The sequence below is a fragment of the Pseudomonas sp. GL_090 genome, assembly GCF_057837765.1.
The window spans coordinates 249569-273652 of record NZ_CM174452.1 but is presented as its reverse complement, the minus strand read 5'-3'; the positions used below and the strand labels follow the sequence as shown (position 1 = coordinate 273652).

The 24084-nt window shown below is 60.0% G+C and carries 22 protein-coding genes; 14 read left to right on the top strand and 8 right to left on the bottom strand.

Going from position 1 to position 24084, the window contains the following annotated elements; all coding sequences use genetic code 11:
* Positions 1–60: 60 nt before the first annotated feature.
* Positions 61–1995, bottom strand: coding sequence for a RecQ family ATP-dependent DNA helicase (locus tag AC3ITA_RS01190; RefSeq protein WP_489279189.1), 1935 nt, complete (start codon positions 1993–1995; stop codon positions 61–63).
* 331 nt (positions 1996–2326) lie between these two features.
* On the opposite strand from AC3ITA_RS01190, the gene AC3ITA_RS01185 reads away from it, so the two are divergent.
* The 5 genes from AC3ITA_RS01185 (at position 2327) to AC3ITA_RS01165 (ending at position 5636) form a co-directional block, all read left to right on the top strand.
* Positions 2327–2617 carry a hypothetical protein gene (locus AC3ITA_RS01185; protein ID WP_095942255.1) on the top strand — a complete coding sequence of 97 codons (291 nt, stop codon included), beginning with the start codon at positions 2327–2329 and terminating at the stop codon, positions 2615–2617.
* Positions 2618–3020: 403 nt separating this feature from the next.
* On the top strand, positions 3021–3317 hold the full coding sequence (locus tag AC3ITA_RS01180) for a hypothetical protein (RefSeq protein ID WP_489279187.1): 297 nt from the start codon (positions 3021–3023) through the stop codon (positions 3315–3317).
* Between the two features lie 203 nt (positions 3318–3520).
* Positions 3521–4012 (top strand): helix-turn-helix domain-containing protein, encoded by a 492-nt coding sequence (locus tag AC3ITA_RS01175; RefSeq protein ID WP_095942253.1) that lies wholly within the window; start codon positions 3521–3523, stop codon positions 4010–4012.
* On the top strand, positions 4009–5286 hold the full coding sequence (locus tag AC3ITA_RS01170) for a type II toxin-antitoxin system HipA family toxin (RefSeq protein ID WP_489279185.1): 1278 nt from the start codon (positions 4009–4011) through the stop codon (positions 5284–5286). Before AC3ITA_RS01175 ends, AC3ITA_RS01170 begins: the two co-directional genes overlap by 4 nt.
* A complete protein-coding gene (locus AC3ITA_RS01165; RefSeq protein WP_489279183.1) occupies positions 5283–5636 on the top strand; it encodes a DUF1493 family protein in 354 nt (117 codons plus the stop codon). Before AC3ITA_RS01170 ends, AC3ITA_RS01165 begins: the two co-directional genes overlap by 4 nt.
* Positions 5637–5694: 58 nt before the next feature.
* On the opposite strand, the gene AC3ITA_RS01160 is transcribed toward AC3ITA_RS01165, so the two are convergent.
* From AC3ITA_RS01160 to AC3ITA_RS01150, 3 genes are all read right to left on the bottom strand, one after another.
* Complete coding sequence (locus AC3ITA_RS01160) at positions 5695–7236, bottom strand: phosphoenolpyruvate carboxykinase (protein ID WP_095942249.1); 1542 nt, start codon at positions 7234–7236, stop codon at positions 5695–5697.
* A 180-nt stretch (positions 7237–7416) separates the two neighbouring features.
* Positions 7417–8319 (bottom strand): Hsp33 family molecular chaperone HslO, encoded by a 903-nt coding sequence (gene hslO / locus AC3ITA_RS01155; protein WP_095942248.1) that lies wholly within the window; start codon positions 8317–8319, stop codon positions 7417–7419.
* A gap of 363 nt (positions 8320–8682) precedes the next feature.
* On the bottom strand, positions 8683–9090 hold the full coding sequence (locus AC3ITA_RS01150) for an RNA-binding S4 domain-containing protein (protein ID WP_095942247.1): 408 nt from the start codon (positions 9088–9090) through the stop codon (positions 8683–8685).
* A 216-nt stretch (positions 9091–9306) separates the two neighbouring features.
* Here AC3ITA_RS01150 and rimB point away from each other — a divergent pair, with 216 nt between their 5' ends.
* Together rimB and rimK are read left to right on the top strand one after the other, a co-directional pair.
* The gene (rimB, locus tag AC3ITA_RS01145; RefSeq protein WP_007983163.1) at positions 9307–9786 is read left to right on the top strand and encodes a retropepsin-like aspartic endopeptidase RimB; all 480 of its coding nucleotides are present in this window, start codon (positions 9307–9309) and stop codon (positions 9784–9786) included.
* Positions 9783–10688 (top strand): 30S ribosomal protein S6--L-glutamate ligase, encoded by a 906-nt coding sequence (gene rimK, locus AC3ITA_RS01140; RefSeq protein WP_007972871.1) that lies wholly within the window; start codon positions 9783–9785, stop codon positions 10686–10688. The genes rimB and rimK overlap by 4 nt, the downstream gene beginning before the upstream one ends.
* Positions 10689–10844: 156 nt before the next feature.
* Here rimK and AC3ITA_RS01135 read toward each other — a convergent pair whose 3' ends face one another.
* Together AC3ITA_RS01135 and ompR are read right to left on the bottom strand one after the other, a co-directional pair.
* A complete protein-coding gene (locus tag AC3ITA_RS01135) occupies positions 10845–12158 on the bottom strand; it encodes an ATP-binding protein (RefSeq protein WP_095942246.1) in 1314 nt (437 codons plus the stop codon).
* A gap of 115 nt (positions 12159–12273) precedes the next feature.
* Positions 12274–13014, bottom strand: a complete 741-nt coding sequence (gene ompR / locus AC3ITA_RS01130) for an osmolarity response regulator transcription factor OmpR (RefSeq protein WP_046040787.1) — start codon at positions 13012–13014, stop codon at positions 12274–12276.
* Between the two features lie 361 nt (positions 13015–13375).
* Here ompR and AC3ITA_RS01125 point away from each other — a divergent pair, with 361 nt between their 5' ends.
* From AC3ITA_RS01125 to tauD, 7 genes are all read left to right on the top strand, one after another.
* Positions 13376–15700, top strand: a complete 2325-nt coding sequence (locus AC3ITA_RS01125) for a Tex family protein (protein ID WP_095942245.1) — start codon at positions 13376–13378, stop codon at positions 15698–15700.
* Positions 15700–16083, top strand: a complete 384-nt coding sequence (locus tag AC3ITA_RS01120; protein WP_056726920.1) for a PaaI family thioesterase — start codon at positions 15700–15702, stop codon at positions 16081–16083. The genes AC3ITA_RS01125 and AC3ITA_RS01120 overlap by 1 nt, the downstream gene beginning before the upstream one ends.
* Positions 16084–16370: 287 nt before the next feature.
* Entirely contained in the window at positions 16371–17954 is a 1584-nt protein-coding gene (gene gshA, locus AC3ITA_RS01115) for a glutamate--cysteine ligase (RefSeq protein ID WP_414928059.1), read from the top strand.
* A 247-nt stretch (positions 17955–18201) separates the two neighbouring features.
* Positions 18202–19179 (top strand): taurine ABC transporter substrate-binding protein, encoded by a 978-nt coding sequence (gene tauA / locus AC3ITA_RS01110; RefSeq protein ID WP_095942242.1) that lies wholly within the window; start codon positions 18202–18204, stop codon positions 19177–19179.
* A gap of 15 nt (positions 19180–19194) precedes the next feature.
* Complete coding sequence (tauB, locus tag AC3ITA_RS01105; protein ID WP_489279179.1) at positions 19195–19989, top strand: taurine ABC transporter ATP-binding subunit; 795 nt, start codon at positions 19195–19197, stop codon at positions 19987–19989.
* Complete coding sequence (gene tauC, locus AC3ITA_RS01100) at positions 19986–20819, top strand: taurine ABC transporter permease TauC (RefSeq protein ID WP_489279177.1); 834 nt, start codon at positions 19986–19988, stop codon at positions 20817–20819. The genes tauB and tauC overlap by 4 nt, the downstream gene beginning before the upstream one ends.
* A 144-nt stretch (positions 20820–20963) precedes the next feature.
* Positions 20964–21806 (top strand): taurine dioxygenase, encoded by an 843-nt coding sequence (gene tauD, locus AC3ITA_RS01095; protein ID WP_489279176.1) that lies wholly within the window; start codon positions 20964–20966, stop codon positions 21804–21806.
* A gap of 129 nt (positions 21807–21935) precedes the next feature.
* Here the strand turns inward: tauD and mgrA are convergent, their stop codons facing one another.
* Complete coding sequence (mgrA, locus tag AC3ITA_RS01090) at positions 21936–22973, bottom strand: L-glyceraldehyde 3-phosphate reductase (RefSeq protein ID WP_150673683.1); 1038 nt, start codon at positions 22971–22973, stop codon at positions 21936–21938.
* Positions 22974–23107: 134 nt separating this feature from the next.
* A complete protein-coding gene (locus tag AC3ITA_RS01085) occupies positions 23108–23998 on the bottom strand; it encodes a LysR family transcriptional regulator (RefSeq protein WP_414928055.1) in 891 nt (296 codons plus the stop codon).
* Positions 23999–24084 lie beyond the last annotated feature (86 nt).

The following is a 24084-nucleotide window of genomic DNA, read 5'->3' as shown; positions in this document are numbered from 1 at the left end:
CATCACTGTTGAATGTGCCGGCCTCATCGCGAGCAGGCTCGCTCCTACACTGACCGTGTTTCAACCAGGTAGATGTTGCTCGGCCCACTCCCGCACCCCGGCATACGGATAATCTTCCAGCGCCGCAAACCCGGGAATCGACCGCGCCTTGAGCTTGGTGAACAGCGGCACGCTGATCCCGCACAGGAACCGTGTCACGCGTTCAGCCGAGGGCACGTTGCCCGTGTGCTGCTCGTGCCTGTGGATAAAATCGCCACACAGCGACTCGAAATTCTTATCCACAAGCGCCGGCAACTCCGGTGGTGCCGGTAGCCGCGCCACTTGCCCATGACACACCGAACAATGCCCGCATTGCTGCGGGGCATTGTGGTCGCCAAAATACTCGGCCAGGCGATAACCCAGGCAACGGTCGGTGGCGAACAGGTCAAGCATCGCGTGAATCCGCGCGACCTCGGTGCGCTCATGCCGAGTGAAATAGCCGTGCAGTTCCTCGCTCAACGTGACGTTGTCGATCCCGCTTTGCAGCACGCTGTAGACCTCGGTCATCTGCTTGCTTTCGAGCTCCACCCAGCCCTTCTCCTGAAAATAATCCAGTGCCTTGACCACCCGACTGCGCTCGGCCCGATGCTGCTCGTACAACGCCTCGAAATTCACCGTGGCCCAGGTCCTGGCGCGGCTGGAAGTCTCGATGATCGCCGCGACAAAATCCCTGCGCTCGCCTTCAAAATGCGCCAATAGCGCCTCGGGCTCCTGCACATACTTGAAACGGTACTCGGCGTAGTAGGCGTAGCGCGGGGCGATCAACCCGCGCAATTCGAGTTGCACCAACAAGGTCTTGAGCGGCAACTGGCGAATGTTGCTCTGATCGGCCAACGGCCCCAGCAGAAACTCCCACTGCCCTTCAGTGGCTGCGGCATGCATCTCGTCAAGCACGCAACGGATGCCATCCAGCTCGGGCGTATCGCCGTAGACGAAGTTCTCCAGCACGTTGAGGCTGTCGCGGTTGGCCAACACCAGGCAGTCCGACGGCTGCCCGTCACGCCCGGCGCGGCCGATTTCCTGACTGTAGTTTTCGATGGATTTTGGCAGGTCGAAATGCACCACGTTGCGGATGTCACTCTTGTCGATGCCCATGCCAAAGGCGATGGTGGCGACGATGCAATTGAACTGCCCGCCCATGAAGCGACGCTGGATCGCTTCCCGTTGCTCATGGGGCAACCCGGCGTGATAGGCCTCGGCCTGAATGCCATTACGGTTCAGGTGTTCGGCGATGTGTTCCGCTGTTTTCTGCAGAGTGACGTAGACAATGCTCGGCTGGTCCGGACGCTGGCTCATCCACTCGACCAGGCGTCTACGCTTGTCCGCTCCGCGAACCGGCTCCACCAGCAAATTGAGGTTCGGGCGATAGAAACCTGTGGTCACCACATCGTCGGCGGCGATGGCGAATTTCGCCTGCATGTCGTCGATGACCTTCGGCGTCGCCGTTGCGGTCAACAGCAATACCTGCGGGATGTTGAACTGGCGTTGATAGTCGGGAAGCTTGAGGTAGTCCGGACGAAAGTTATGCCCCCATTCGGAAATGCAGTGCGCCTCGTCCACCACCAGCAGCGAGATCGGTACTTGCTGCAAGAAATGCCGGAAGCGCTCGTTCTTCAGGCGCTCCACGGAGATCATCAAAATCTTCAGTTCGCCGGATTTTGCCCGGGCCATGACGTCGCTGGCGTCATCGCGGCTCTGGGCCGAATCGATACTGCCCGCCGAGATGCCGTGGCGTTGCAGGAACGCCAGTTGATCCTGCATCAACGCCAGCAATGGCGAGACCACCAGCGTCAGGTGCGGCAGCAACAGCGCCGGCAATTGGTAGCAAAGGGATTTGCCGGAACCGGTGGGAAAAATCGCCGCCGCCGAGCGCCCCGCCAGCACGGCACTGACGGCCGCCTCTTGACCGGGGCGAAACTGTGGATAACCGAAAACCTGTTCCAGGGTGTTGTGCATAAGCTGTCACTCCGTTGACCGCTGCGGTGTCAAAAGCCTAGCCGGCGATCACAGCGAGTCGAGAAAAGGTCGGGGGCAAAAACGATTCAGGATGATACCGCGGATGATTCACTGATAACCCCGTAGGCATTTTTACCGCCAGCGGCTTCGTCACACAAACTTCCGACAGTGTGTAAGCCTTATCCTCGGAACACGATAAATCCCCTACAAAGCCTGTCCATTTCAGCCGTCTTGTCGCGCAACGCCATGCCCTTCTATAGTTTCCGGCGCGGCTGAAATCAGTGTCTCGGCCTGCCGGGAACACTTGCCGATTTCGCACAGGACCCACTCGATGAAAAAAACCGACACGCTGACAGCCCGCTATCACCCGCTCAAGACCCGCTACAGCGAAACCCCTGTGCTGGTCATCGATACCGAGGCCGACCCCTTCGAGATCCTCGACGCCGCCCGACAACGCATCCGCGCCGCCAGCGACCTGCTAGAAACACTTTATTGCACGTGTTTCAAACAGGCCGAAGCGAGCGACATCCCCAAGATCGTTGGCGCCCTGTACCTGCTGACCCAGGATGGCAACGACCTGCTCGACATCGCCCGACAGCGCTTGCCGAAACTCACCGGCTGAAAAACACCACAACCGCCTGTGGGAGCGAGCCTGCTCGCGAAGAACGATAACGCAGTGCACTTGTGGATAAGTCTGTCAGCAACGCCCTATCAAAGCTTCGGCAAGGTCCTACAAAAGAAGACACCCAGTCGCCTATCGCGACTAACAACGAACATTTACTGTCTCCCCATCGCTGCAAAATCAGCGATCAGGTTTGGTCACCTGAGAACAACGCACATAGTTGTGCCATCATTCGCGCCGCGGACATTTATGTTCTCGCAGTGCATTGCTATGGCGACTGTGTGCGGGACGCCTTCGGGCGAGCCGAGTTGTTGTTCTCGGTTGACCAAGCCTGCGCACAGTCCGCCTCCCATCGTTTGGTCACGGTGCTGGCGGTTAATTAACAACAAACCGAGTACATGCCATGTCAACTCTGAACCCGTTTCCAAATCGCTACCGCCCACTCCATACAAACCTCACCGACACCCGGCCCCTGATCATCGACACAGAAGCCAACCCCCAAGACATCCTCGAAGCCGCCCTCCAACGCATCCGGGCCTCCAGCGAATTGCTGCAAACCCTGCACTGCCAATGCTTCAAACACGGCGACCTCGAAGACATCCCGCACATCACCCACGCGCTCTACCTGCTGACCCAGGACGGCTGCGACCTGCTCAAGGTTGCCCAGCAACGCATGCTGAACTGGAAAGCGCCAGTCTGACGTCATTCACCAGAGTACCAAGTGGCATTATTCTGGCTGTTTAAACACAAAACAGCTGGAATAATGGCAGTTAGCATCCCTTCATTAAGGAAATCAGCGTCACGAAAATGGCGTCTTTTTCAATGTCCCAACCGCAGCTCACCTTTTCCTTTAAATGCTATTATTCTGGCAGTTATAGCGCCTTAATGAAGGAATATTGGCATATGGCCAAGAAGACAGCTCCGCTCTTGCCCGCCGCTTCCAGACTACTTTTCGAGTTCGGCGAGCGACTGAAACTCGCTCGCCTGCGCCGCAAACTCACGGCTAAACAAGTCGCCGAGAGGGCGGGCATGTCACTGACAACTTTGCGCTCCCTGGAGTCAGGTGGGTCAGGGGTGACCATCGGAGCCTACCTGTCTGTCATGCAAGTTCTGGGTCTGGAAAAAGACTTGAGCAAACTCGCGGCATCCGATGAAGTGGGCCGTCAACTGCAGGACGCGCAACTGAAATCCAGGACCACCTCCGCCACAGGCTCAAGCCAGCGAGCACGCAGAACGAGTGCATTGAAAAAAAATGCTCCAATACCTGAAAAAGGCACTGGAGTGATTGAAAGTGCCACCACAGCAGATCTATCCGCTGACTACCCCTTCAACACCCACTCGCTTTCCAATCTATTGACCAAGAAAAAAACCAAGTCCACGACAGGTGAGAAATGACTCAGATTGCGGTGTATGCCGATTGGGAGTCCTTGAGTGGACCCAGACGTCTCGGCTTCCTGCATGCCCGAAAGGCCCGCTCCACAGAAGTCTTCGAATTTGAGTACGACAAGGCTGCGCTGGCAGATCCCGAGTTGAACTTCACACCCCTGGACCCTCGAATCGGGCTCTATGAAGGGCGTCAGTTTCCGGGGCAACATCAAAGCCGGTTTGGCGTGTTCGCTGATTCAAGCCCGGATCGGTGGGGTCAATTGCTGATGAAGCGACGGCTGGAGCGCGATATCCGCGACGGACTGGCTGTCAAAGGCAGCAAGCTCCACGAATCGGATTTCCTGTTAGGCGTACATGATCTCTATCGGGTCGGTGCGATCCGCTACAAGCTCAATGACCAAGGCAACTTTCTCGATGATCGTGATGGCGTGGCCGCCCCACCCTTCATTGAGTTGCGGGCATTGGAGCAAGCAAGCCGCGCTTTGGAAAACGATCCGGACAACACCTCACTCGATGGCCGCGAGTGGCTGAGAATGCTGATCGCACCTGGAGGCTCACTGGGTGGCGCCCGCCCCAAGGCCAGCGTTGCAGACGAGCAGGGTCACTTGTGGATTGCCAAGTTCCCCAGCACCCGCGATGACTATGACATTGGCGCTTGGGAACTGGTGGTCAATGCCTTGGCCAATCATTGTGGTCTGCGAGTCGCGACCGGTATCGCCCGACGCTATGCCAGTGATCATCACTGCTTCATGGTCAAGCGCTTCGACCGCACTGAACGGGGTGGCCGACTGCACTTTGCCTCAGGCATGACCATGACTGATCGCATTGACGGTGACGATGCCTCAGTCGGCGCGAGCTACCTTGAGTTGGCTGAAGTGCTCATGGAGCACGGCTCGGAAACCAAAGCAGACTTACGGGAATTGTGGTCTCGGATTGTGTTCAACATCCTGGTCTCCAACAGCGACGATCACCTGCGTAACCATGGCTTTATCCTTGATCCGGGTCGTGGATGGCGATTGTCTGCCGCCTATGACATGAACCCGGTGGCCTATGCCGACGGCTTGAAGCTCAACATCACCGATACCGATAACGCACTGGATCTGGAGCTGGCCCGGGAAGTGGCAGAGTATTTTCGGGTCAGTCGTGCGGATGCAGAAAACATCATCGACAGCTTCAAAGAAGTTGTCAGCCAATGGCCAACACTAGCGGGGGCATTGGGGCTATCGAAACGTGAGCAGGATAATATGGCGCCTGCATTTCGATTAGCGGAGCCTACGTCATGAACCTCGCCCCCAACCTCCCCGACGACCACTTGATGCAGCAACTCATGCAACTGCTGCACGAAGAAATCGGCTTCCCCGAACGTAAAACCACCAGCCTCGGCACCTCGATCAATTTCGACCTGGGCTGCAACGGTGCAGACGCCCGGCATTTGATCGAAACCCTGGAAGACCACTTCGCCATCGACTTCGTGGATTTCGACAGCTATCGCTATTTCCAGCCCGATGGCTTTGACGTGAATCTAAAGCGAAAAGCCAAGGGTCGCGGCGAGAAGGTGCCATTGACCATCGGCATGCTCTACCGGGCCATCAAGGCCGAACGCTGGGACACGCTGGAGCTGGAAGGCCTGTAACGACGCGAACAAAAAAGCCGCCCCGAAGGGCGGCTTTTTCATTACTTCAATCCAACACTTACAGCTTTGGACCCGCAGCCTTGATCGCGTCGCTCACTTCGAACTTCTTGAAGTTCTCGATGAACAGGCCGGCCAGTGCTTTGGCGGCTTCGTCGTAGGCGGCTACGTCGGCCCAGGTGTTGCGTGGGTTCAGCAGGCCAGTCTCAACGCCCGGTACGGCCACTGGCACGTCGAGGTTGATGGTGTCCAGGTGCTCGGTCTCGGCACCGATCAGCGCGCCGCTCTGGATCGCGGCGATCACCGCACGGGTGGTCGGGATGTTGAAGCGCTTGCCGACGCCGTAGCCACCGCCGGTCCAGCCGGTGTTGACCAGGTAGACCTTGGAGCCGAAGCCGCGGATGCGCTTGATCAGCAGCTCAGCGTATTCGCCGGCCGGACGCGGGAAGAACGGTGCGCCGAAGCAGGTGGAGAAGGTCGACTTGATGCCGCTGCCCGAACCCATTTCGGTCGAACCGACCAGCGCGGTGTAACCGGACAGGAAGTGGTAGGCCGCTTGTTCTTCGTTGAGGATCGACACTGGCGGCAGCACGCCGGTCAGGTCGCAGGTCAGGAAGATCACAGCGTTCGGCTCGCCACCGAGGTTCTTCTCGGAACGCTTGGCAACGTGCTCCAGCGGGTAGGCGGCGCGGCTGTTCTGGGTCAGGCTGACATCGGCGTAGTCGGCGTGCTTGGCGTCGTCGATAACGACGTTTTCCAATACCGCGCCGTGCTTGATGGCTTTCCAGATAACCGGCTCGTTCTTCTCGGACAGGTCGATGCACTTGGCATAGCAACCGCCTTCGATGTTGAACACAACGCCTTCGCCCCAGCCGTGTTCGTCGTCACCGATCAGGTAACGGCTTTCGTCGGCCGACAGGGTGGTTTTACCAGTGCCGGACAGACCGAAGAACAGGGTCACGTCGCCTTCTTCGCCGATGTTGGCGGCGCAGTGCATTGGCAGTACGTCGGCAGCCGGCAGCAGGAAGTTCTGCACCGAGAACATGGCTTTCTTCATTTCACCGGCGTAACGCATGCCGGCGATCAGCACTTTCTTCTGTGCGAAGTTGAGGATCACGCAGCCGTCGGAGTTGGTGCCGTCACGCTCTGGCACGCACTCGAAGTTGGCAACGTTGAGGACCTGCCACTCGTCACGACCCGCCGGGTTGTACTGAGCAGGGTTGATGAACAGGCAACGGCCGAACAGGTTCTGCCAGGCAGTCTGGGTGGTCATCTTCACGGCCAGGTAGTGCTCGGAAGCCGCACCTACATGCACGTGGGAAACGAAATGCTCTTGCGCGTTGTTGAATGCCTCAACGCGAGCCCACAGGGCGTCGAACTTGTCGGCCGGGAACTTGCGGTTGATCGGGCCCCAGGCGATGGCGGCCTGGGTGCTTGGCTCTTCAACGATGAAACGGTCGACTGGCGAACGGCCGGTACGGTGACCGGTACGAACAACCAGTGCGCCGGTATCGGCAAGCTCGCCTTCACCGCGGTTGAGGGCTTCTTTAACCAGATCATCAACACTCAGATCGGTGTACACGGCATTGTTGGCTTGCGTCATGAGGTTCCCCGTCGGCCAGTGGCCGAGTGCTCCAAACGTTTTTGTAGTAGAAAGTCGTGCACTACTACCGCGAAAAAAGTGGGCCGGATTATGCCAGAAAAGCCCAAAAAGAGTAGGCCCCTCCTGTCGTAACGGCGTTAATCCGGCGCAAGGCAGTGAATTTACCTGCGCTGAACCGTTTTAGTGACGGGTATCTGACGGCGTCTCGATACCCGCGCCGGCGAACAATTGAGTGACATCGGCCGCGTCAAACAGGTAGCGCTGGTTGCAGAACTGGCAATCGATTTCGATGTTGCCACCGTGTTCGACCACCAATTGCTGCGCGTCTTCCATACCCAGACTGACCAGCGCATTGGCCGAACGTTCGCGCGAGCAGCTGCAACGGAAGCGCAGTTTCTGCACATCGAACAGACGCACCTGCTCGTCGTGGTACAGGCGATGCAGCACGGTTTCATTGTCCAGGCTCAACAGCTCGTCGGCAGTCAGCGTACCGCCCAGGGTGGTGATGTGCTGCCAGCTGGCGGCGCGTTCGTCTTCGTCTTTCAAACGGTCGGCCGGCAGTTGCTGCAGCAACAGGCCACGGGCACGACGACCATCGGCGCAGAGCTTGATGCGGGTGCCAATCTGCTGGGACATGACGAAGTAGTTGGTGAAGCAGTCGGACAACGTTTCGCCATCCAGGTCGACGACGCCCTGGTAGCGTTGGCCCCGTTTCGGGTCGACGGTCAATGTCAGCGAGCCGTCCGGCATCAGGTCAGCCAGGGTAGCGTCGGGGGCAATGCGGTCGGCCTCGTAACGGGCCAGGCCACGGATGTCGCGCTCGCTGGAGCATTCGATCATCAGCAACGGGATAGGGCCTTCGGAGCGTGCCTGCAGAATCAGCAGGCCATCGAATTTCAACGTGCCGACCAGCAACGATGCGGCCGCCATCAGCTCGCCGAGCAGTTGCGCGACCGGCTGCGGGTAGGCGTGTTTGGCCAGGACTTCGGCGTAGCTGAGCTCCAACGAGACCAGCTCGCCACGGGTGTCGCTGTCATCGAAGATGAAGCGTTGGGTGAAGTCGTTATCCGCGTGATCGGTCATAGGTCTGGGTATCTGAAGTAGTGAAAATGGTTACAGGAAACAAGAAATTGACCTTGCGCCACCCCTCGGGTGCGCAACGTTCAGCCATGAAAGGCATTTTATGAACAATCCGGGCCGGATCCAAGCAAGGTGGAACAGGCGCTGATGGGTTCCGGGTCGTTTCCCGCTCTGCACTGCTGGCAATGTGGTTATGGCCTACAGGTCAGAGACTGTGTGTGATTTTCGACGAGCGGCAATATCGTCCATGCGATGCACTGCTGGCCAGGCACAGATATGGATGCGCAGCGGGTCAATTGCAAGTCTTGGCCTGAAGGCACGGTGAAACCTGGCGAGTGCGCGGCACTCGCCCGAGAAATATCTGTATCAGTCGTCGTTACTGCTGCCACGAAACTTGAACAAATCCCGCCGCTGTTTTTTGCTTGGCTTACCGTCGGTACTCACGCCCAGGGCTCCGGCCTTTCTTTGCGCCGCGGCCTCTTCGCGCTTGGCGATGCTGGCCAGGGTTTCGGCATACAAGGTTTGCGCCTGCGGTGCGCCACGACGAACGATCGACAGTGCCATGACTACCACCGTACGCTCCTCGAAACCGGTGCGAATCACAAATTCGTCGCCAATACGCGGCTCTTTACCCGGCTTGCAGCGCTCGCCCCGGCAATGCACCTTGCCGCTTTCAATCGCCGCCTTGGCCAGGGCACGGGTTTTGTAGAATCGTGCAGCCCACAACCATTTATCGAGGCGGACTTTGTCGTCCTCTTCGTTTTTTTGTGCCATGGAATTTCCTCATTCTGAAATATTGGTGAACTGTACTACCGTTTCTGACGTACCAAGAATTTCACCGGCTCGCATTACAATGCTGACATTCCATAACCTCCTGGCGAGGCTGGAAATCCGGGCCGTAGATATCTGTCGCCTTTTAATCATTATTCTGCGTGAATACCGCGAATCCGGCCGCATGCGGCCCGAGCGGTTTCTACCGGTTGAGCACTATTGAAGACATTTGACCATTTGACCGTTGTCGGTCTGCGCGAGTGGGTGGCGCTCCCGGATTTGGGAGTCGCCGGCCTTCGGGCAAAAATCGACACCGGTGCCAGCACCTCAAGCCTCCACGCCACCGAAATCGAGCCGTTCGAGCGCGATGGTGAGCAGTGGGTGCGCTTTACCGCCCACCTGGGTTCCGTCGTACAACTGCGCCACCGACGCTGCGAAGCTCCGTTGGTGACGATGAAAACCATTAAAAGCTCAAACGGTCACGCGCAGGTGCGATACGTGATCAGCACTACCCTGGCCCTTGGTGATCGGGTCTGGCGGGTCGAGTTCACGCTCGCCTGCCGCAAGTCCATGCGTTATCGCCTGTTGCTCGGTTCCAAAGCCCTGATCCACGGCCAGTTGGTGGTCAATCCGGGCATCAAGTATGTACAAGACAAGCCGGTGTTCCCGGTATCTACCTCCTCCACAGGTGTTGCATGAAGATCGCTGTGCTGTCGCGGAATCCGCGTCTGTATTCCACCCGTCGTCTGGTCGAAGCCGGTACCGAGCGTGGCCATGAAATGGTGGTGGTCGACACCTTGCGCGCCTACATGAACATCGCCAGCCACAAGCCGCAGATCCACTACCGCGGCAAACCGCTGGAGGGTTTCGATGCGGTGATCCCACGGATCGGTGCATCCGTGACCTTTTATGGCTGCGCCGTGCTGCGTCAGTTCGAAATGATGGGGGTGTTCCCGCTTAACGAATCGGTGGCCATTGCCCGTTCGCGGGACAAGCTGCGCTCGCTGCAATTGCTGTCCCGGCGCGGGATCGGCTTGCCGGTTACCGGGTTTGCCCACTCCCCCGATGACATTCCCGACCTGATCGAAATGGTCAACGGCGCGCCGCTGGTGATCAAGGTGCTGGAAGGCACCCAGGGCATCGGCGTGGTGCTGTGCGAAACCGCGACGGCGGCAGAGTCGGTAATCGAGGCGTTCATGGGCCTCAAGCAGAACATCATGGTTCAGGAGTACATCAAGGAAGCCGGTGGTGCGGACATTCGCTGCTTCGTCGTCGGCGACAAGGTGATTGCAGCGATGAAGCGCCAGGCCAAGCCCGGCGAATTCCGCTCAAACCTGCATCGAGGTGGCAGCGCGAGCCTGATCAAGATCACACCGGAAGAGCGCATGACGGCGTTGCGTGCGGCGAAGGTCATGGGATTGGCGGTGGCGGGTGTGGATATCCTGCGTTCCAATCACGGGCCGTTGGTGATGGAAGTGAATTCGTCACCGGGGCTTGAGGGGATTGAGACCACCACCGGGAAGAATGTGGCAGGGATCATCATCGAGCATCTGGAGAAGAATGGCGGGCCGAATATGACGCGGACCAAAGGGAAGGGTTAAGCCTCAAGCTTTGTGGCGGCAGGGATGCCGCCATCGCGAGCAGGCTCGCTCCCACAGTGGATCGTTGGCGGATGCAAATTTAGCATCCAACGCCAATCAGTGTGGGAGCGAGCCTGCTCGCGAAGAGGCCCTTTGCCTCACCGAAGAACTACGGCCTTAAACGGCATCCCGCGGCAGCATCAACCCCAACGGCAACCGCACCCGCGCTTCCAGCCCTCCGCCCGAGCGGTTACGCAACTCAACGTTGCCGCCATGCATCGAAGCAATCCGCTTCACGATTGCCAATCCCAACCCGGTTCCCTTGCCACCCCGGGCACGATCACCCCGGGTGAACGGGTTGAAAATCGCCTCCAGCTCCGAAGGATCGATCCCGGCGCCACGGTCCATGACGCTCAGCACCACATACGGCGCGCTGGTGTCCCCGGATACATACGCTGCTACCTCCACACCGCTACCGGCATGATGCAACGCATTGCCGATCAGGTTGTTCAGCAGTCGCTTCATCGACACACGACGCAATGGGAACGGCTGGATGGGTTCCAGACGCAATCGCACTTTTTCTTCGGTCTGGTTATACGGTGCAGCAACTTCACGGACCAGGTCGCTCAGGTCAACCTCTTCCACCGACTCGTCGCGCCCGTCACGAATGAACGCCAGGAACTGATCGAGAATCGCGTCCATGTCTTCAATGTCACGCACCATGTCATCGGTCAGGTCGGTGTGATCGCCCATCAGTTCCAGGGACAGGCGCAAGCGGGTCAGCGGCGTGCGCAAGTCGTGGGAAACCCCCGCCAGCATCAGTTCACGCTCGCGACCGGCCTGCTCGACGTCTTCGGCCATCTGGTTGAAGGCGCGGTAAACCTCGGTCATCTCACTCGGCGTATCGCTGATTGGCAGGCGCACGCTGCGGCCCTGGCCGAGTTGCCGCGCGGCATACACCAGACGCTTCAAAGGTTGATTGAGCTGGCTGACGAAGATCCAGGCCGAAGCGGTGGACAGCAGGCCAATTGCGAGGAACCAGCCCAGCACGTTCCAGATTTTCTGGCCGCGCAACGGATGGGGATAAAGCGGTACTTTCAACCATCCATCGCCCAGGCTTGGCGCCCGGACCCACAGCGCCGGTGGCGAATGCATGCGCAGCCGCACTTCAGTATCGGCACCCAGTTCCGCCTGCATCTGCCGCTGATAGATCTCGCTGTAAGGCCAGTGCTGTTCACCTTCCGGCACGCCGGCACCCACCACCCGGATCAGGGTCGCGGCCTCGGCGATCTTGCCGCGGTTTTCTTCATCGGCAGCCCAATAGGCACGCAGCGTCAGGGCGACACCGTGGCTGTACTGGCGGTCCACCAGCACGTCTTCGTTCATCAGCAGATAAACCAGGGTCAGTGCCTTGGAGAAGAGTACGACGATGAGCACCAGCCAAAGGGTGCGGGAGAAGAAGCTCTGGGGGAACCAAACGGGGGTTTTCATGGATAACCGTTAAACACTTGCAGGAGCGAGCGATGCTCGCATATTGCGGATCGCGAGTCTGCGGACAGGATCGATTGATCCGTTGTCCGCATGACCCGCTCCTACAAATCGCCAATCACTTGGTGGCGGTACCATCCGGTACAAACACATAACCCACGCCCCAGACAGTCTGGATGTAACGCGGTTTGGACGGATCGGGTTCGATCATCCGGCGCAGACGGGAAATCTGCACATCGATGGAGCGCTCCAGGGCATCCCACTCGCGGCCACGGGCCAGGTTCATCAACTTGTCGCGGGTCAGCGGTTGACGCGCGTTCATTACCAGGGCCTTGAGCACAGCGAATTCACCGGTGGTGAGCATGTGTACTTCTTCGCCGCGCTTGAGCTCGCGGGTGGCCAGGGACAACTCGTAGTCACCGAAGGTCACGCTTTCGTCTTCGCTGCCCGGGGCGCCAGGCACCGGAGCCGACTGACGACGCAATACCGCCTTGACGCGAGCCATCAGCTCATCGGGGTTGAACGGCTTGGCCAGGTAATCGTCGGCGCCCAGCTCCAGGCCCTTGATACGGCTCAGTTCGTCGCCCTTGGCGGTGAGCATGATGATCGGAATCTGGTTGTTCGCGCTACGCAGGCGGCGGCAGGCAGTCAGGCCGTCTTCGCCGGGCAACATCAGGTCGAGGACGACCAGGTTGAACACTTCGCGCGCCAGCAGGCGATCCATTTGCTCAGTGTTCGGTACGGCGCGGGCGCGGTAGCCCTTGCTGACGAAAAAACGCTCCAGCAGGCTGCTGAGCCCCGGATCGTCGTCAACGATAAGAATTTTTTCGCCTTCAGCAGTTTGTGCAGTGCTGCTCATTGGATGCTCCTTTGATCTCGGCACGCATTATGGCGTAGCTGCCGTTATACGCACCGTGTGCATTGTTAGCAGATTTTTCCTCTAGCGCCAGAAAACCGGCCATTGCACCTGCAACCCGCGATGTCCCCGAATGCCGGAACGCTGGTTATAATGCGCGGCCTTTTGTGTCAGGCAACATCAGACAGGTACTACAGACGGACACCATTTATTTTCATGGCGTCGGCAGTAATTGTTCGATTTCACGGGTCAACGGGATACCTTTTGATCCAGGTAGCGGCGCAGGCCAGGCCGCTCAACCAGACTCGTCAAGGCCCTATCTCTGCGCCTGCGAGCCTGCTTTCACAATTTGTCAGGTGGTTTTATGGACAGCATCAACAGCCGCATCGCCGAGGAACTCGGTGTACGCCCACAACAGGTCGAAGCGGCCGTCGCGCTACTCGATGAAGGCTCTACCGTTCCCTTCATCGCCCGTTACCGGAAAGAAGTGACCGGCAGCCTCGATGACATCCAGTTGCGTCATCTGGAAGAGCGCCTGCGCTATCTGCGAGAACTCGACGAACGGCGTACCAGCATCCTCGCCAGCATCCAGGAGCAGGGCAAGCTGACCCCTGCACTTGAACGCGACATCAAACTCGCCGACACCAAGACCCGTCTCGAAGACTTGTACCTGCCGTACAAGCAGAAGCGCCGCACCAAGGGCCAGATCGCCCTGGAAGCCGGCCTCGGCGAGCTGGCCGACGGCCTGTTCAACGACCCGTCCCTGAGCCCGGAAACCGAAGCCGCACGCTTCATCGATGCGCAAAAAGGCGTGGCCGATGTGAAGGCCGCCCTCGAAGGCGCCAAGTACATCCTGATGGAACGCTTCGCCGAAGACGCAGGCCTCTTGGACAAGCTGCGCAACTACCTCAAACAGGAAGCCACCCTCAGTGCCCGCGTGATCGCCGGCAAGGAAGAAGAAGGCGCCAAGTTCCGCGATTACTTCGAACACGACGAACCGCTCAAAAGCATGCCGTCGCACCGCGCGCTGGCGATTTTCCGTGGCCGTAACGAAGGCATCCTCAGCTCCGCGCTGAAAGTCGGCGACGAACTGCCGGGCACCATGCACCCGTGCGAAGGCATGATCGGCCAGCAATTCGGCATCCAGAACCAGAACCGCGCCGCTGACAAATGGCTGGGCGAAGTGGTGCGCTGGACCTGGAAGGTCAAGCTCTACACCCACCTGGAGACCGATCTGCTGGGCGAGCTGCGCGATGGCGCGGAAACCGAAGCGATCAACGTATTCGCCCACAACCTGCACGACCTGCTGCTGTCGGCCCCGGCCGGCCCGCGCGCCACGCTGGGCCTCGACCCGGGCCTGCGTACCGGTTGCAAGGTCGCCGTGGTCGACTCCACCGGCAAGCTGCTGGATCACGCCACGGTTTACCCGCACGTGCCGCACAACAAATGGGACCAGACCCTCGCCGTGCTCGCCGCCCTGTGCGCCAAGCACTCGGTGGACCTGATCGCCATCGGCAACGGTACTGCCAGCCGCGAGACCGACAAGCTGGCCGCTGAACTGATCAAAAAATACCCGGCCATGAAGATGACCAAGGTCATGGTTTCCGAGGCCGGTGCATCGGTTTACTCGGCATCGGAGCTGGCTTCCAAGGAATTCCCGGACCTCGACGTGTCGATCCGTGGCGCCGTGTCGATTGCCCGTCGCCTGCAAGACCCGCTGGCTGAGCTTGTGAAGATCGATCCGAAATCCATCGGTGTCGGCCAGTACCAGCACGACGTGTCGCAACTGAAACTGGCCCGTGGCCTGGATGCGGTGGTCGAGGACTGCGTGAACGCCGTCGGCGTGGATGTGAACACCGCGTCCGTAGCGCTGCTGGCACGGATCTCCGGCCTCAACGCGACCCTGGCGCAGAACATCGTCAGCCACCGCGACGAGCACGGTGCGTTCAAGACTCGCGCGGCGCTGAAGAAAGTCGCGCGCCTGGGCGAGAAAACCTTCGAACAGGCCGCCGGATTCCTGCGCGTCATGAACGGCGAAAACCCGCTGGACTCGTCGGCCGTTCACCCGGAAGCCTATCCGCTGGTTCAGCGCATCGCCGCCGAAACCGACCGTGACATCCGCTCGCTGATTGGCGATGCCACGTTCCTCAAGCGTCTCGACCCGAAGAAGTACACCGATGAAACCTTCGGCCTGCCGACGGTCACCGATATCCTGCAAGAGCTTGAAAAGCCTGGACGTGACCCGCGTCCCGAGTTCAAGACCGCCGAGTTCCAGGAAGGCGTCGAAGACCTCAAGGACCTGCAGCTGGGCATGATCCTCGAAGGCGTGGTGACCAACGTGACCAACTTCGGTGCCTTCGTCGATATCGGCGTGCATCAGGACGGCTTGGTGCACATCTCCGCGCTTTCGGAGAAATTCATCAAGGATCCTCGCGAAGCGGTGAAGGCCGGTGACGTGGTGAAAGTGAAGGTCATGGAAGTCGACATCCCGCGTAAACGCGTGGGCCTGTCGATGCGCATGAGCGACACACCGGGCGAGAAAATCGACGGCGCTCGTGGTGCGCGTCCGGGGTCGGCGCCGCGCCAGTCCCAGAACACCGCACCACGCAAGGAAACCACCGCGGCGGCTCCGAGCAACAACGCCATGGCTTCGCTTTTCGCCAACGCCAAGCAGTTGAAGAAACGCTGATGGACATTCCCGCCGGGCTGACCGAAAGCGCGTTTTTCAAGCTGCTGGGCTGCCGCTTGCACAGTCTGGAAACCGGGGTGGCGCAAGTCGCCCTGGCGCTGGAGCCCGAACTGCGCAATCGCGGCGGCAAGCTGCACGGCGGGGCCTTGTTCAGCCTGGTGGACATTGCCATGGGGCTGGCCTGCTCCAGTACCCACGGCTTTGACCAGCAGAGCGCAACCATCGAGTGCAAGATCAACTACATCCGCGCCGTCTCAGACGGCGAGGTGATGTGCACGGCGCGGGTGATCCACCCGGGTCGCCGCACATTGGTGGTCGAGGCCGATGTGGTGCAGGGCGACAAACTGGTCGCAAAAGCACAAGGCACGTTCGCTGTCCTGTAGCTACTCGTCATCATTTTGAGTTAATTTCGGCGTTGTGACCGCAGCGTCGGAGTTTCCTGTGGGAGCGAGCCTGCTCGCGAAGGCGATGTGCCAGTCGAGGTCGATGCTGACTGATACTCCCTCTTCGCGAGCAGGCTCGCTCCCACAGGGATTGTGCAATTCCTGACCGATCGGCATGAGGCCTGTGCGGCGCCAAAACCAGGCGAAAACGCCAGTTTTAACTTCACCCTTGTAGACCGTCTTGCCCACCCCCATATTGGGGCGACTGACGCGTGAAGGAATCCAACTTGAGCGAACTTCTCAACCGCCGCCTGGCTCTGCTCGGCGAGCGCGCTAACCTCTCTCTGCTCGAACAGTGCCTTCACGGCATCGAACGTGAATGCCTGCGCGTGACCGATGAAGGTCGCCTGGCGCAAACGCCGCACCCGGAAGAATTGGGTTCCGCGCTGACCAATGAACAGATCACCACCGACTATTCCGAGTCGCTGCTGGAGTTCATCACCCCGGCCCTGCCCGATCCTGCCGATACGTTGGCGAGCCTGGACAGCATTCACCGCTTTGCCTACAGCAAGCTCGGCAACGAGTATCTGTGGAGCCCATCGATGCCGTGCCCGTTGCCGGCCGAGGAAGACATCCCGATCGCCTATTACGGCACGTCCAATATCGGGCAGCTCAAGTACGTGTACCGCAAGGGCCTGGCCCTGCGTTACGGCAAGACCATGCAGTGCATTGCCGGCATCCACTACAACTTTTCCCTGCCGGAAAAACTCTGGCCGTTGCTCAAGCAGGCCGAAGGCTTTGTCGGCACCGACCGCGATTTCCAGTCGTCGTCCTACATCGCGCTGATCCGCAACTTCCGCCGCTACAGCTGGCTGCTGATGTACCTGTTCGGTGCTTCACCGGCACTGGACGCCGGCTTCCTGCGCGGTCGCTCGCACCAGTTGGAACAACTGGACCCGCAAACCCTGTACCTGCCGTACGCCACCAGCCTGCGCATGAGTGACCTGGGTTACCAGAGCAACGCCCAGGCCGGCCTGACGCCGTGCTACAACGATCTGAACAGCTACACCGACAGCCTGCGCAAAGCGGTGGCCACGCCGTATGCGCCGTACGTCGAAGTCGGCACCCACCAGGATGGCGAGTGGGTGCAGCTCAACACCAACATCCTGCAGATCGAAAACGAGTACTACTCCAACATCCGTCCGAAACGCGTGACCTACACCGGCGAGCGCCCTATCCAGGCGCTGATGGCCCGTGGCATCCAGTACGTCGAAGTACGTTGCCTGGACATCAACCCGTTCCTGCCGATGGGCATCGACCTTACCGAGTCGCGCTTCCTCGATGCGTTCCTGCTGTACTGCGCGCTCAATGACAGCCCGCTGCTGACCAACACCAGTTGCGGCAACGCGACCTCGAACTTCCTTAGCGTGGTCAAGGAAGGTCGTCGCCCGGGCCTGCAACTGCAACGAGACGGCCAGCCGGTTGACCTGAAGGAATGGGCCGGCGAGCTGCTGGAAAAAATCGCGCCTCTGGCGGCGATGCTCGACCAGAGCCATGGCGGTGATGCCCACAGCAAGGCGCTGGACACCCAGATGGCCAAGGTCCTGGACCCGTCCCTGACACCGTCGGCCCAGGTATTGGCGGCGATGGCCGAGCACAATGAAAGCTTCGCCCAGTTCTCCCTGCGCCAGAGCCAGGCCCACGCCGAGTTCTTCCGTAGCGAACCGTTGCCGGCTGAGGAACAGGCGAAGTTTGAACAGCGGGCGCGTTCGTCGCTGGCTGAGCAGGCTGAACTGGAGCAGAACGAAGTCGGTGATTTCGATGTGTTTGTCGGGGCGTACCAGGCGAGCATTCTGGCGATCAGCAACTGATCCTCGAAGGTCCTGCGGACCTTATCGCTAGCAGGCTAGCGCCCACAGTGGATTTTCAGTGTCGCACAATTGTGTGAACACCCTTGAACCCTGTGGGAGCCAGCCTGCTGGCGATTGACCGCAAAGCGGTCGCTCTTGGAATATTCCTCTCATAAGCTAATTCGAAAAAGTTATTTATTTTCGAATTCTTAGATCATTTAGTCTCTTTCTCACGCCGACGCTCGGTCGCCTGACAAGGAGCTTTCTGATGAAACTGACTTTCCCTCTTCGCTTGCTGGCGGCCGCTTCCTTGGCAACCGCGAGCTTTTTTGTCCAGGCGGCCGACTTCACCGTCGCCTACCAGACCACCGTCGACCCGGCGAAAGTCGCCCAGGCTGACGGTGCTTACGAAAAGGCCACCAAGGCCGACATCAGCTGGCGAAAATTCGACAACGGTGCCGACATCATCGCCGCCATCGCCTCGGGCGACGTGCAGATCGGCTATCTCGGCTCCAGCCCCCTGACCGCTGCGATCACCCGTAAAGTGCCAGTGGAAACTTTCCTCATCGCCACCCAGATCGGCGCCGCCGAAGCCCTGGTCGCCCGCGACGGTTCCGGGATCAAGACCCCGCAAGACCTGATCGGCAAGAAGATCGCCGTGCCGTTTGTATCCACCGGCCACTACAGCCTGCTCGCCGCGCTGAAACACTGGAACATCGACCCGTCGAAAGTCACCGTTCTCAACCTGGCTCCACCCGCGATCATTGCCGCCTGGAAGCGCGGTGACATCGACGCCACGTACGTATGGGATCCGGCCCTCGGGGTCGCCAAGGAAAATGGCAAGGTACTGATCACCTCCGGCGAGCTGGCCAAGTTCGGCGCACCGACCTTCGACGCCTGGATCGTGCGCAAGGATTTTGCCGAGAAGCACCCGGAGATCGTCACCGCGTTCGCCAAAGTGACCCTCGATGCCTACGCCGATTACCGCAAAGACCCGCAAGCCTGGCTCGCCAATCAGGGCAACGTCGACAAGCTGGTAAAACTGTCGGGTGCCAAGGCCAGCGACATTCCGCTGCTGCTACAAGGCAACGTCTACCCGCTGGCGGCTGACCAAGTGCTCAGCCTCGGCGCGCCGACCACCAAGGCCATCACCGACACCGCGGCGTTCCTCAAGGAACAAGGCAAGGTCGAAGCCGTGCTGCCGGATTACGCGCCGTACGTCAGCGCCAAATTCATCACCCACTGATCGGGAGTCAATGCGATGGCCTTGCTACAGCTGGAGCGCATCAGCGCACAGTATCCCGGCAGCCCGGAACCGGTGTTGGCGGATATCTCCCTGAACCTGGGGCCCCGGCAATTGCTGGTCGCCCTCGGCCCGTCCGGCAGTGGCAAGACTTCGCTGTTGAACCTGATTGCCGGTTTCGTCGAACCCAGCGCCGGGCGCATCACCCTCGACGGCGTGCCCGTCAAAGGCCCGAGCGCCGAGCGCGGCGTGGTGTTCCAGGACGACGCGCTGCTGCCGTGGCAAGACGTGCTGGCCAACGTCGGGTTCGGCCTTGAGCTGGCCGGTATCGCCCGGGACAAACGCGAAGCTCGCGCCAGGGAAATGCTCGCCCTGGTTGATCTTTCCGGTTTTGAACAGCGCCGCATCTGGCAGCTTTCGGGCGGCCAGAAGCAGCGTGTCGGCCTGGCCCGCGCCCTCGCCGCCAACCCGCGCGTGCTGCTGATGGACGAACCTTTCGGTGCCCTCGACGCCTTCACCCGCGAGCAGATGCAGGAGCTGTTGCTGCAGGTCTGGCAACGCACCGCCAAACCGGTGTTCCTGATTACCCATGACATCGAAGAAGCCGTGTTCCTCGCCACCAACCTGATTCTGTTGGCGCCCAACCCTGGGCAAATCGTTGAGCGCCTGAGCCTCGATTTCGGTCAGCGTTATGCCGCCGGTGAATCGGCTCGCTCGATCAAGTCGGACCCGCGTTTTATCGAAACCCGCGAACGCGTACTCGCCAAAGTGTTCTCCCAACGCAGCGCCGCCCAGCGGCAGGAGCGCGCATGAGCAGTTACGAAATTCCCGTCGCAGCGATAACGCCTGGCTCAGCCGTGATTGCGGCAAGTCGGCGTTTGAGCACTCGCTGGATCAGTGTGCTGACGCTGGTCGTTCTCGTTGCTATTTGGTGGGCCGTGACGGCGACCGGCTTGATCGAGCCGCTGTTCCTGCCGCCGCCCTCCGCCGTGCTGCAAAAAGGCTGGCTGCTGGCGACCTCGGGTTATATGGATTCAACCCTGTGGCAGCACCTGGGCGCGAGTCTGAGCCGTATCGGCCTGGGCCTGGGCTTTGCGATTCTCACCGCCGTACCGGTGGGCATCGCCATCGGTGCCAACCGTATCGCCCGTGGTGTGCTCGACCCGCTGATCGAGTTCTACCGACCGATTCCGCCGCTGGCTTATCTGCCACTGATCGTGATCTGGTGCGGCATCGGTGAATTGTCCAAAGTGCTGCTGATCTACCTGGCGATCTTCGCCCCGATTGCCATCGCCACCGCCACCGGCGTGCGCACGGTCGACCCGGCCAAATTGCGTGCCGCGCAGTCGCTGGGCGCAACGCGTGTGCAGTTGATTCGCCACGTCATTTTGCCGAGTGCCTTACCGGACATTCTGACCGGTGTGCGCATTGGCCTCGGCGTGGGTTGGTCGACACTGGTCGCCGCCGAACTGATCGCCGCCACCAGCGGTTTGGGCTTCATGGTGCAATCGGCCGCGCAGTTTTTGGTCACCGATGTGGTGGTGCTGGGGATTCTGGTGATCGCGCTGATCGCCTTCGCGATGGAGTTGGGCCTGCGTGCCCTGCAACGCAAGCTGGTGCCGTGGCACGGCCAAAATCACTGAATATTGAACACCCCTGTAGGAGCGAGCTTGCTCGCGATGGACTCAAGAGCGCCGCGTTTAGCCAGTAAACACGCGTTATCGTTAACGACCATCGCGAGCAAGCTCGCTCCTACAGTTGGCACCTGCGGATTTAAGAGAACCACCATGAGCCACCTGACCATCGTCCCCCTAAGCTCCGCCCTCGGCGCACAGATCAGCGGCGTCGACATCAGCCAGCCGCTGAGTGCGGAACAACGCGACGCTATCGAGCAGGCCCTGCTCAAGCATCAGGTCCTGTTCTTTCGCGACCAGCCGATCACGCCACAGCAACAGGCGCGATTCGCCGCCAATTTCGGCGACCTGCACATTCATCCGATCTACCCGAATGTGCCGGAGCAACCCGAAGTGCTGATCCTCGACACCGCCGCCACCGACGTGCGCGATAACGCGATCTGGCACACCGACGTCACCTTCCTGCCGACCCCGGCCATGGGCGCGGTGCTCAGTGCCAAGCTGCTGCCGGAGTTTGGCGGCGACACGTTATGGGCCAGCGGGATTGCGGCGTATGAAGCCCTGTCGGTGCCGCTGAAAACCTTGCTCGAAGGCCTGACCGCCACCCACGATTTCACCCGTTCGTTTCCGCTGGAGCGCTATGGCAACACGCCCGAGGCGCTGGCCCAGTGGGAAGAAGCACGGCGCAAGAACCCACCGTTGTCACACCCGGTGATCCGCACACACCCGGTGAGCGGGCGCCGCTCGCTGTTCGTCAACGAAGGTTTCACCTCGAAGATCAACGAGTTGTCGGAAACCGAGAGCGAGGCGATTCTGAAGTTCCTGTTCGCCCATTCAACGCGGCCTGAGTTCACCATTCGCTGGCGCTGGCAGCAGGACGACATTGCATTCTGGGACAACCGCGTGACCCAGCATTACGCGGTGGACGATTACCGACCGGCGCGGCGGGTGATGCAGCGGGCGACGGTGTTGGGGGATGTGCCGTTTTTTCGCTGAACTCTGATTTTTTTGTTGGCCGATCCGGCCCCTTCGCGAGCAGGCTCGCTCCCACAGGGTATGTGCTTGACGCAGATCCAATGTGGGAGCGAGCCTGCTCGCGATGGGGGCGGAACAGACGCCGGCAAATTACTCAGCCGTCGAAGGCTTCTCCCAAAGATTGATCCCGCCCTCTTGGGCAAACCGGTCAATCTCCGCCAGTTCCTGCGCACTGAAGCTCAGGTTCTTCAGCGCCCCGACGTTCTCGACGATCTGCTCCGGCCGGCTCGCGCCAATCAAGGCCGAAGTGACCCGAGGATCGCGCAGGGTCCAGGCCAGCGCCAGTTGCGCCAGGCTCTGGCCACGACGCCTGGCGATTTCGTTGAGTGCCCGCACCTGGGCAATGTTGGCCTCGGACAAGTGCGACGCCTGCAACGAACCACCACCCGGACGGTTGACCCGTGCATCCACCGGCACGCCGTTGAGGTATTTGTCGGTCAGCAAACCTTGGGCCAGTGGCGTGAAGGCAATCACACCGGTGCCGAGTTCGTCAGTGGTATCGAGCAGGTCTTTTTCCACCCAGCGATTGAGCAGGTTGTAGGCCGGCTGGTGAATCAGCAGCGGCACCTTCCATTCTTTGAGCAACGCCGCCATTTCGCGGGTTTTCACCCCGGAATAGGACGAGATGCCGATGTACAGCGCCTTGCCCTGCTGCACTGCGGTGGCGAGTGCGCTGGCGGTTTCTTCCAGCGGGGTGTCCGGGTCAAAACGGTGGGAGTAAAAGATGTCGACGTAGTCCACGCCCAGGCGTTGCAGGCTCTGGTCGAGGCTGGCCAGCACGTACTTGCGCGAACCGCCGCCCTGACCGTATGGACCAGGCCACATGTCCCAACCGGCCTTGCTGGAAATGATCAGCTCGTCGCGGTACTGCTTGAAGTCTTCACGCAGTAAACGGCCGAAGTTGATCTCGGCGCTGCCATACGGCGGGCCGTAGTTGTTGGCCAGGTCGAAATGGTTGATGCCCAGGTCGAACGCCGTGCGCAACAACGCGCGCTGAGTATCGATCGGCGTACTGTCGCCGAAGTTGTGCCACAGGCCCAATGACAACGCCGGCAGCACCAGCCCGCTGCGGCCCACGCGGCGGTAGGGGATGGAGTCGTAGCGGTTTTCGGCAGCGGTGTAGGTCATCGAATCCTCTCTTGTCGGTCTTGAATCTGATATCGACTGCTTTGCCAGTCGCCCAGCATACGCCCGGACAAACGTCAGAAAACCCCTGATTCGACTAATGGCTGAAACGTTTCATGTATTTCCCCGCCAACACACTACCGCTCCCCCGCAAACACCTCCCCCAACCAGTCCACAAACACCCGGACCCGGGGCGACATGTGTCGGTTGTGCGGGTACAGCACTGAAACCGGCATTGATGGCGGAGGGGTGTCTGTGAGGATTTCCTTGATCAACCCTTGGGCAATTTGCGTTTCCATTCGGTAGTGCGGGCACTGGATCAGGCCCAGCCCGGCAATCGCCGAGGCAGCGTAGATTTCTGCGCCGAACACCGAGACCGCGCCGTCGATGGCCACTTCCTTGAGTTCACCGTCCACCATGAATTCAAACGGGAACAACTTGGCCGTCGTGCGTGAAACGTAGTTCACCGCACGGTGCCGGCTCAGGTCGGCGAGGCTTTTCGGTTCGCCGTATTGGCGCAAATAGGCGGGGCTGGCGCAGGTGATCTGACGCAGGTTGGCGACACGTTTGCCGATCAGCGTGGAGTCACCCAATGTTCCTGCGCGCAACACGCAATCGATACCTTCGGTGATCAGGTCGACCTGGCGGTCAGCCTCGCTGATGGACAGCTCAATGTCGGGATAACGCGCCATGAATTGCGGCAATGCCGGGATCACGAAGTGCTTGGCCAATGTCCCATGCAAGTCCACCCGCAGCCGCCCCTTAGGCGCCACGCCGCGAAACGCCAACTCCGCCTCTTCCAGCTCTGCCAGCAGTTGCACGCAACGCAGGTAGTACGCCTCGCCATCCAGTGTCGGGCGCACTTTACGCGTGCTGCGTTCCAACAAACGCGTACCCAGCCAGGCCTCGAACTGATTCAAGGTGTGGGTCAGTGTCGCGCGTGGCAGGTTCAGGTCATCGGCAGCCTGCGTGAAGCTGCTGCGCTCGTAGATCCGCACAAAAACCTTCATCGCTTTGACTTGGTCCACAGCTCACTCCAGACACTCGATTGTTGGCGATTATTGAACAGTAAAGGCAACTCTCGTGCATTTATCGACCTGAGTAAACATGTGAA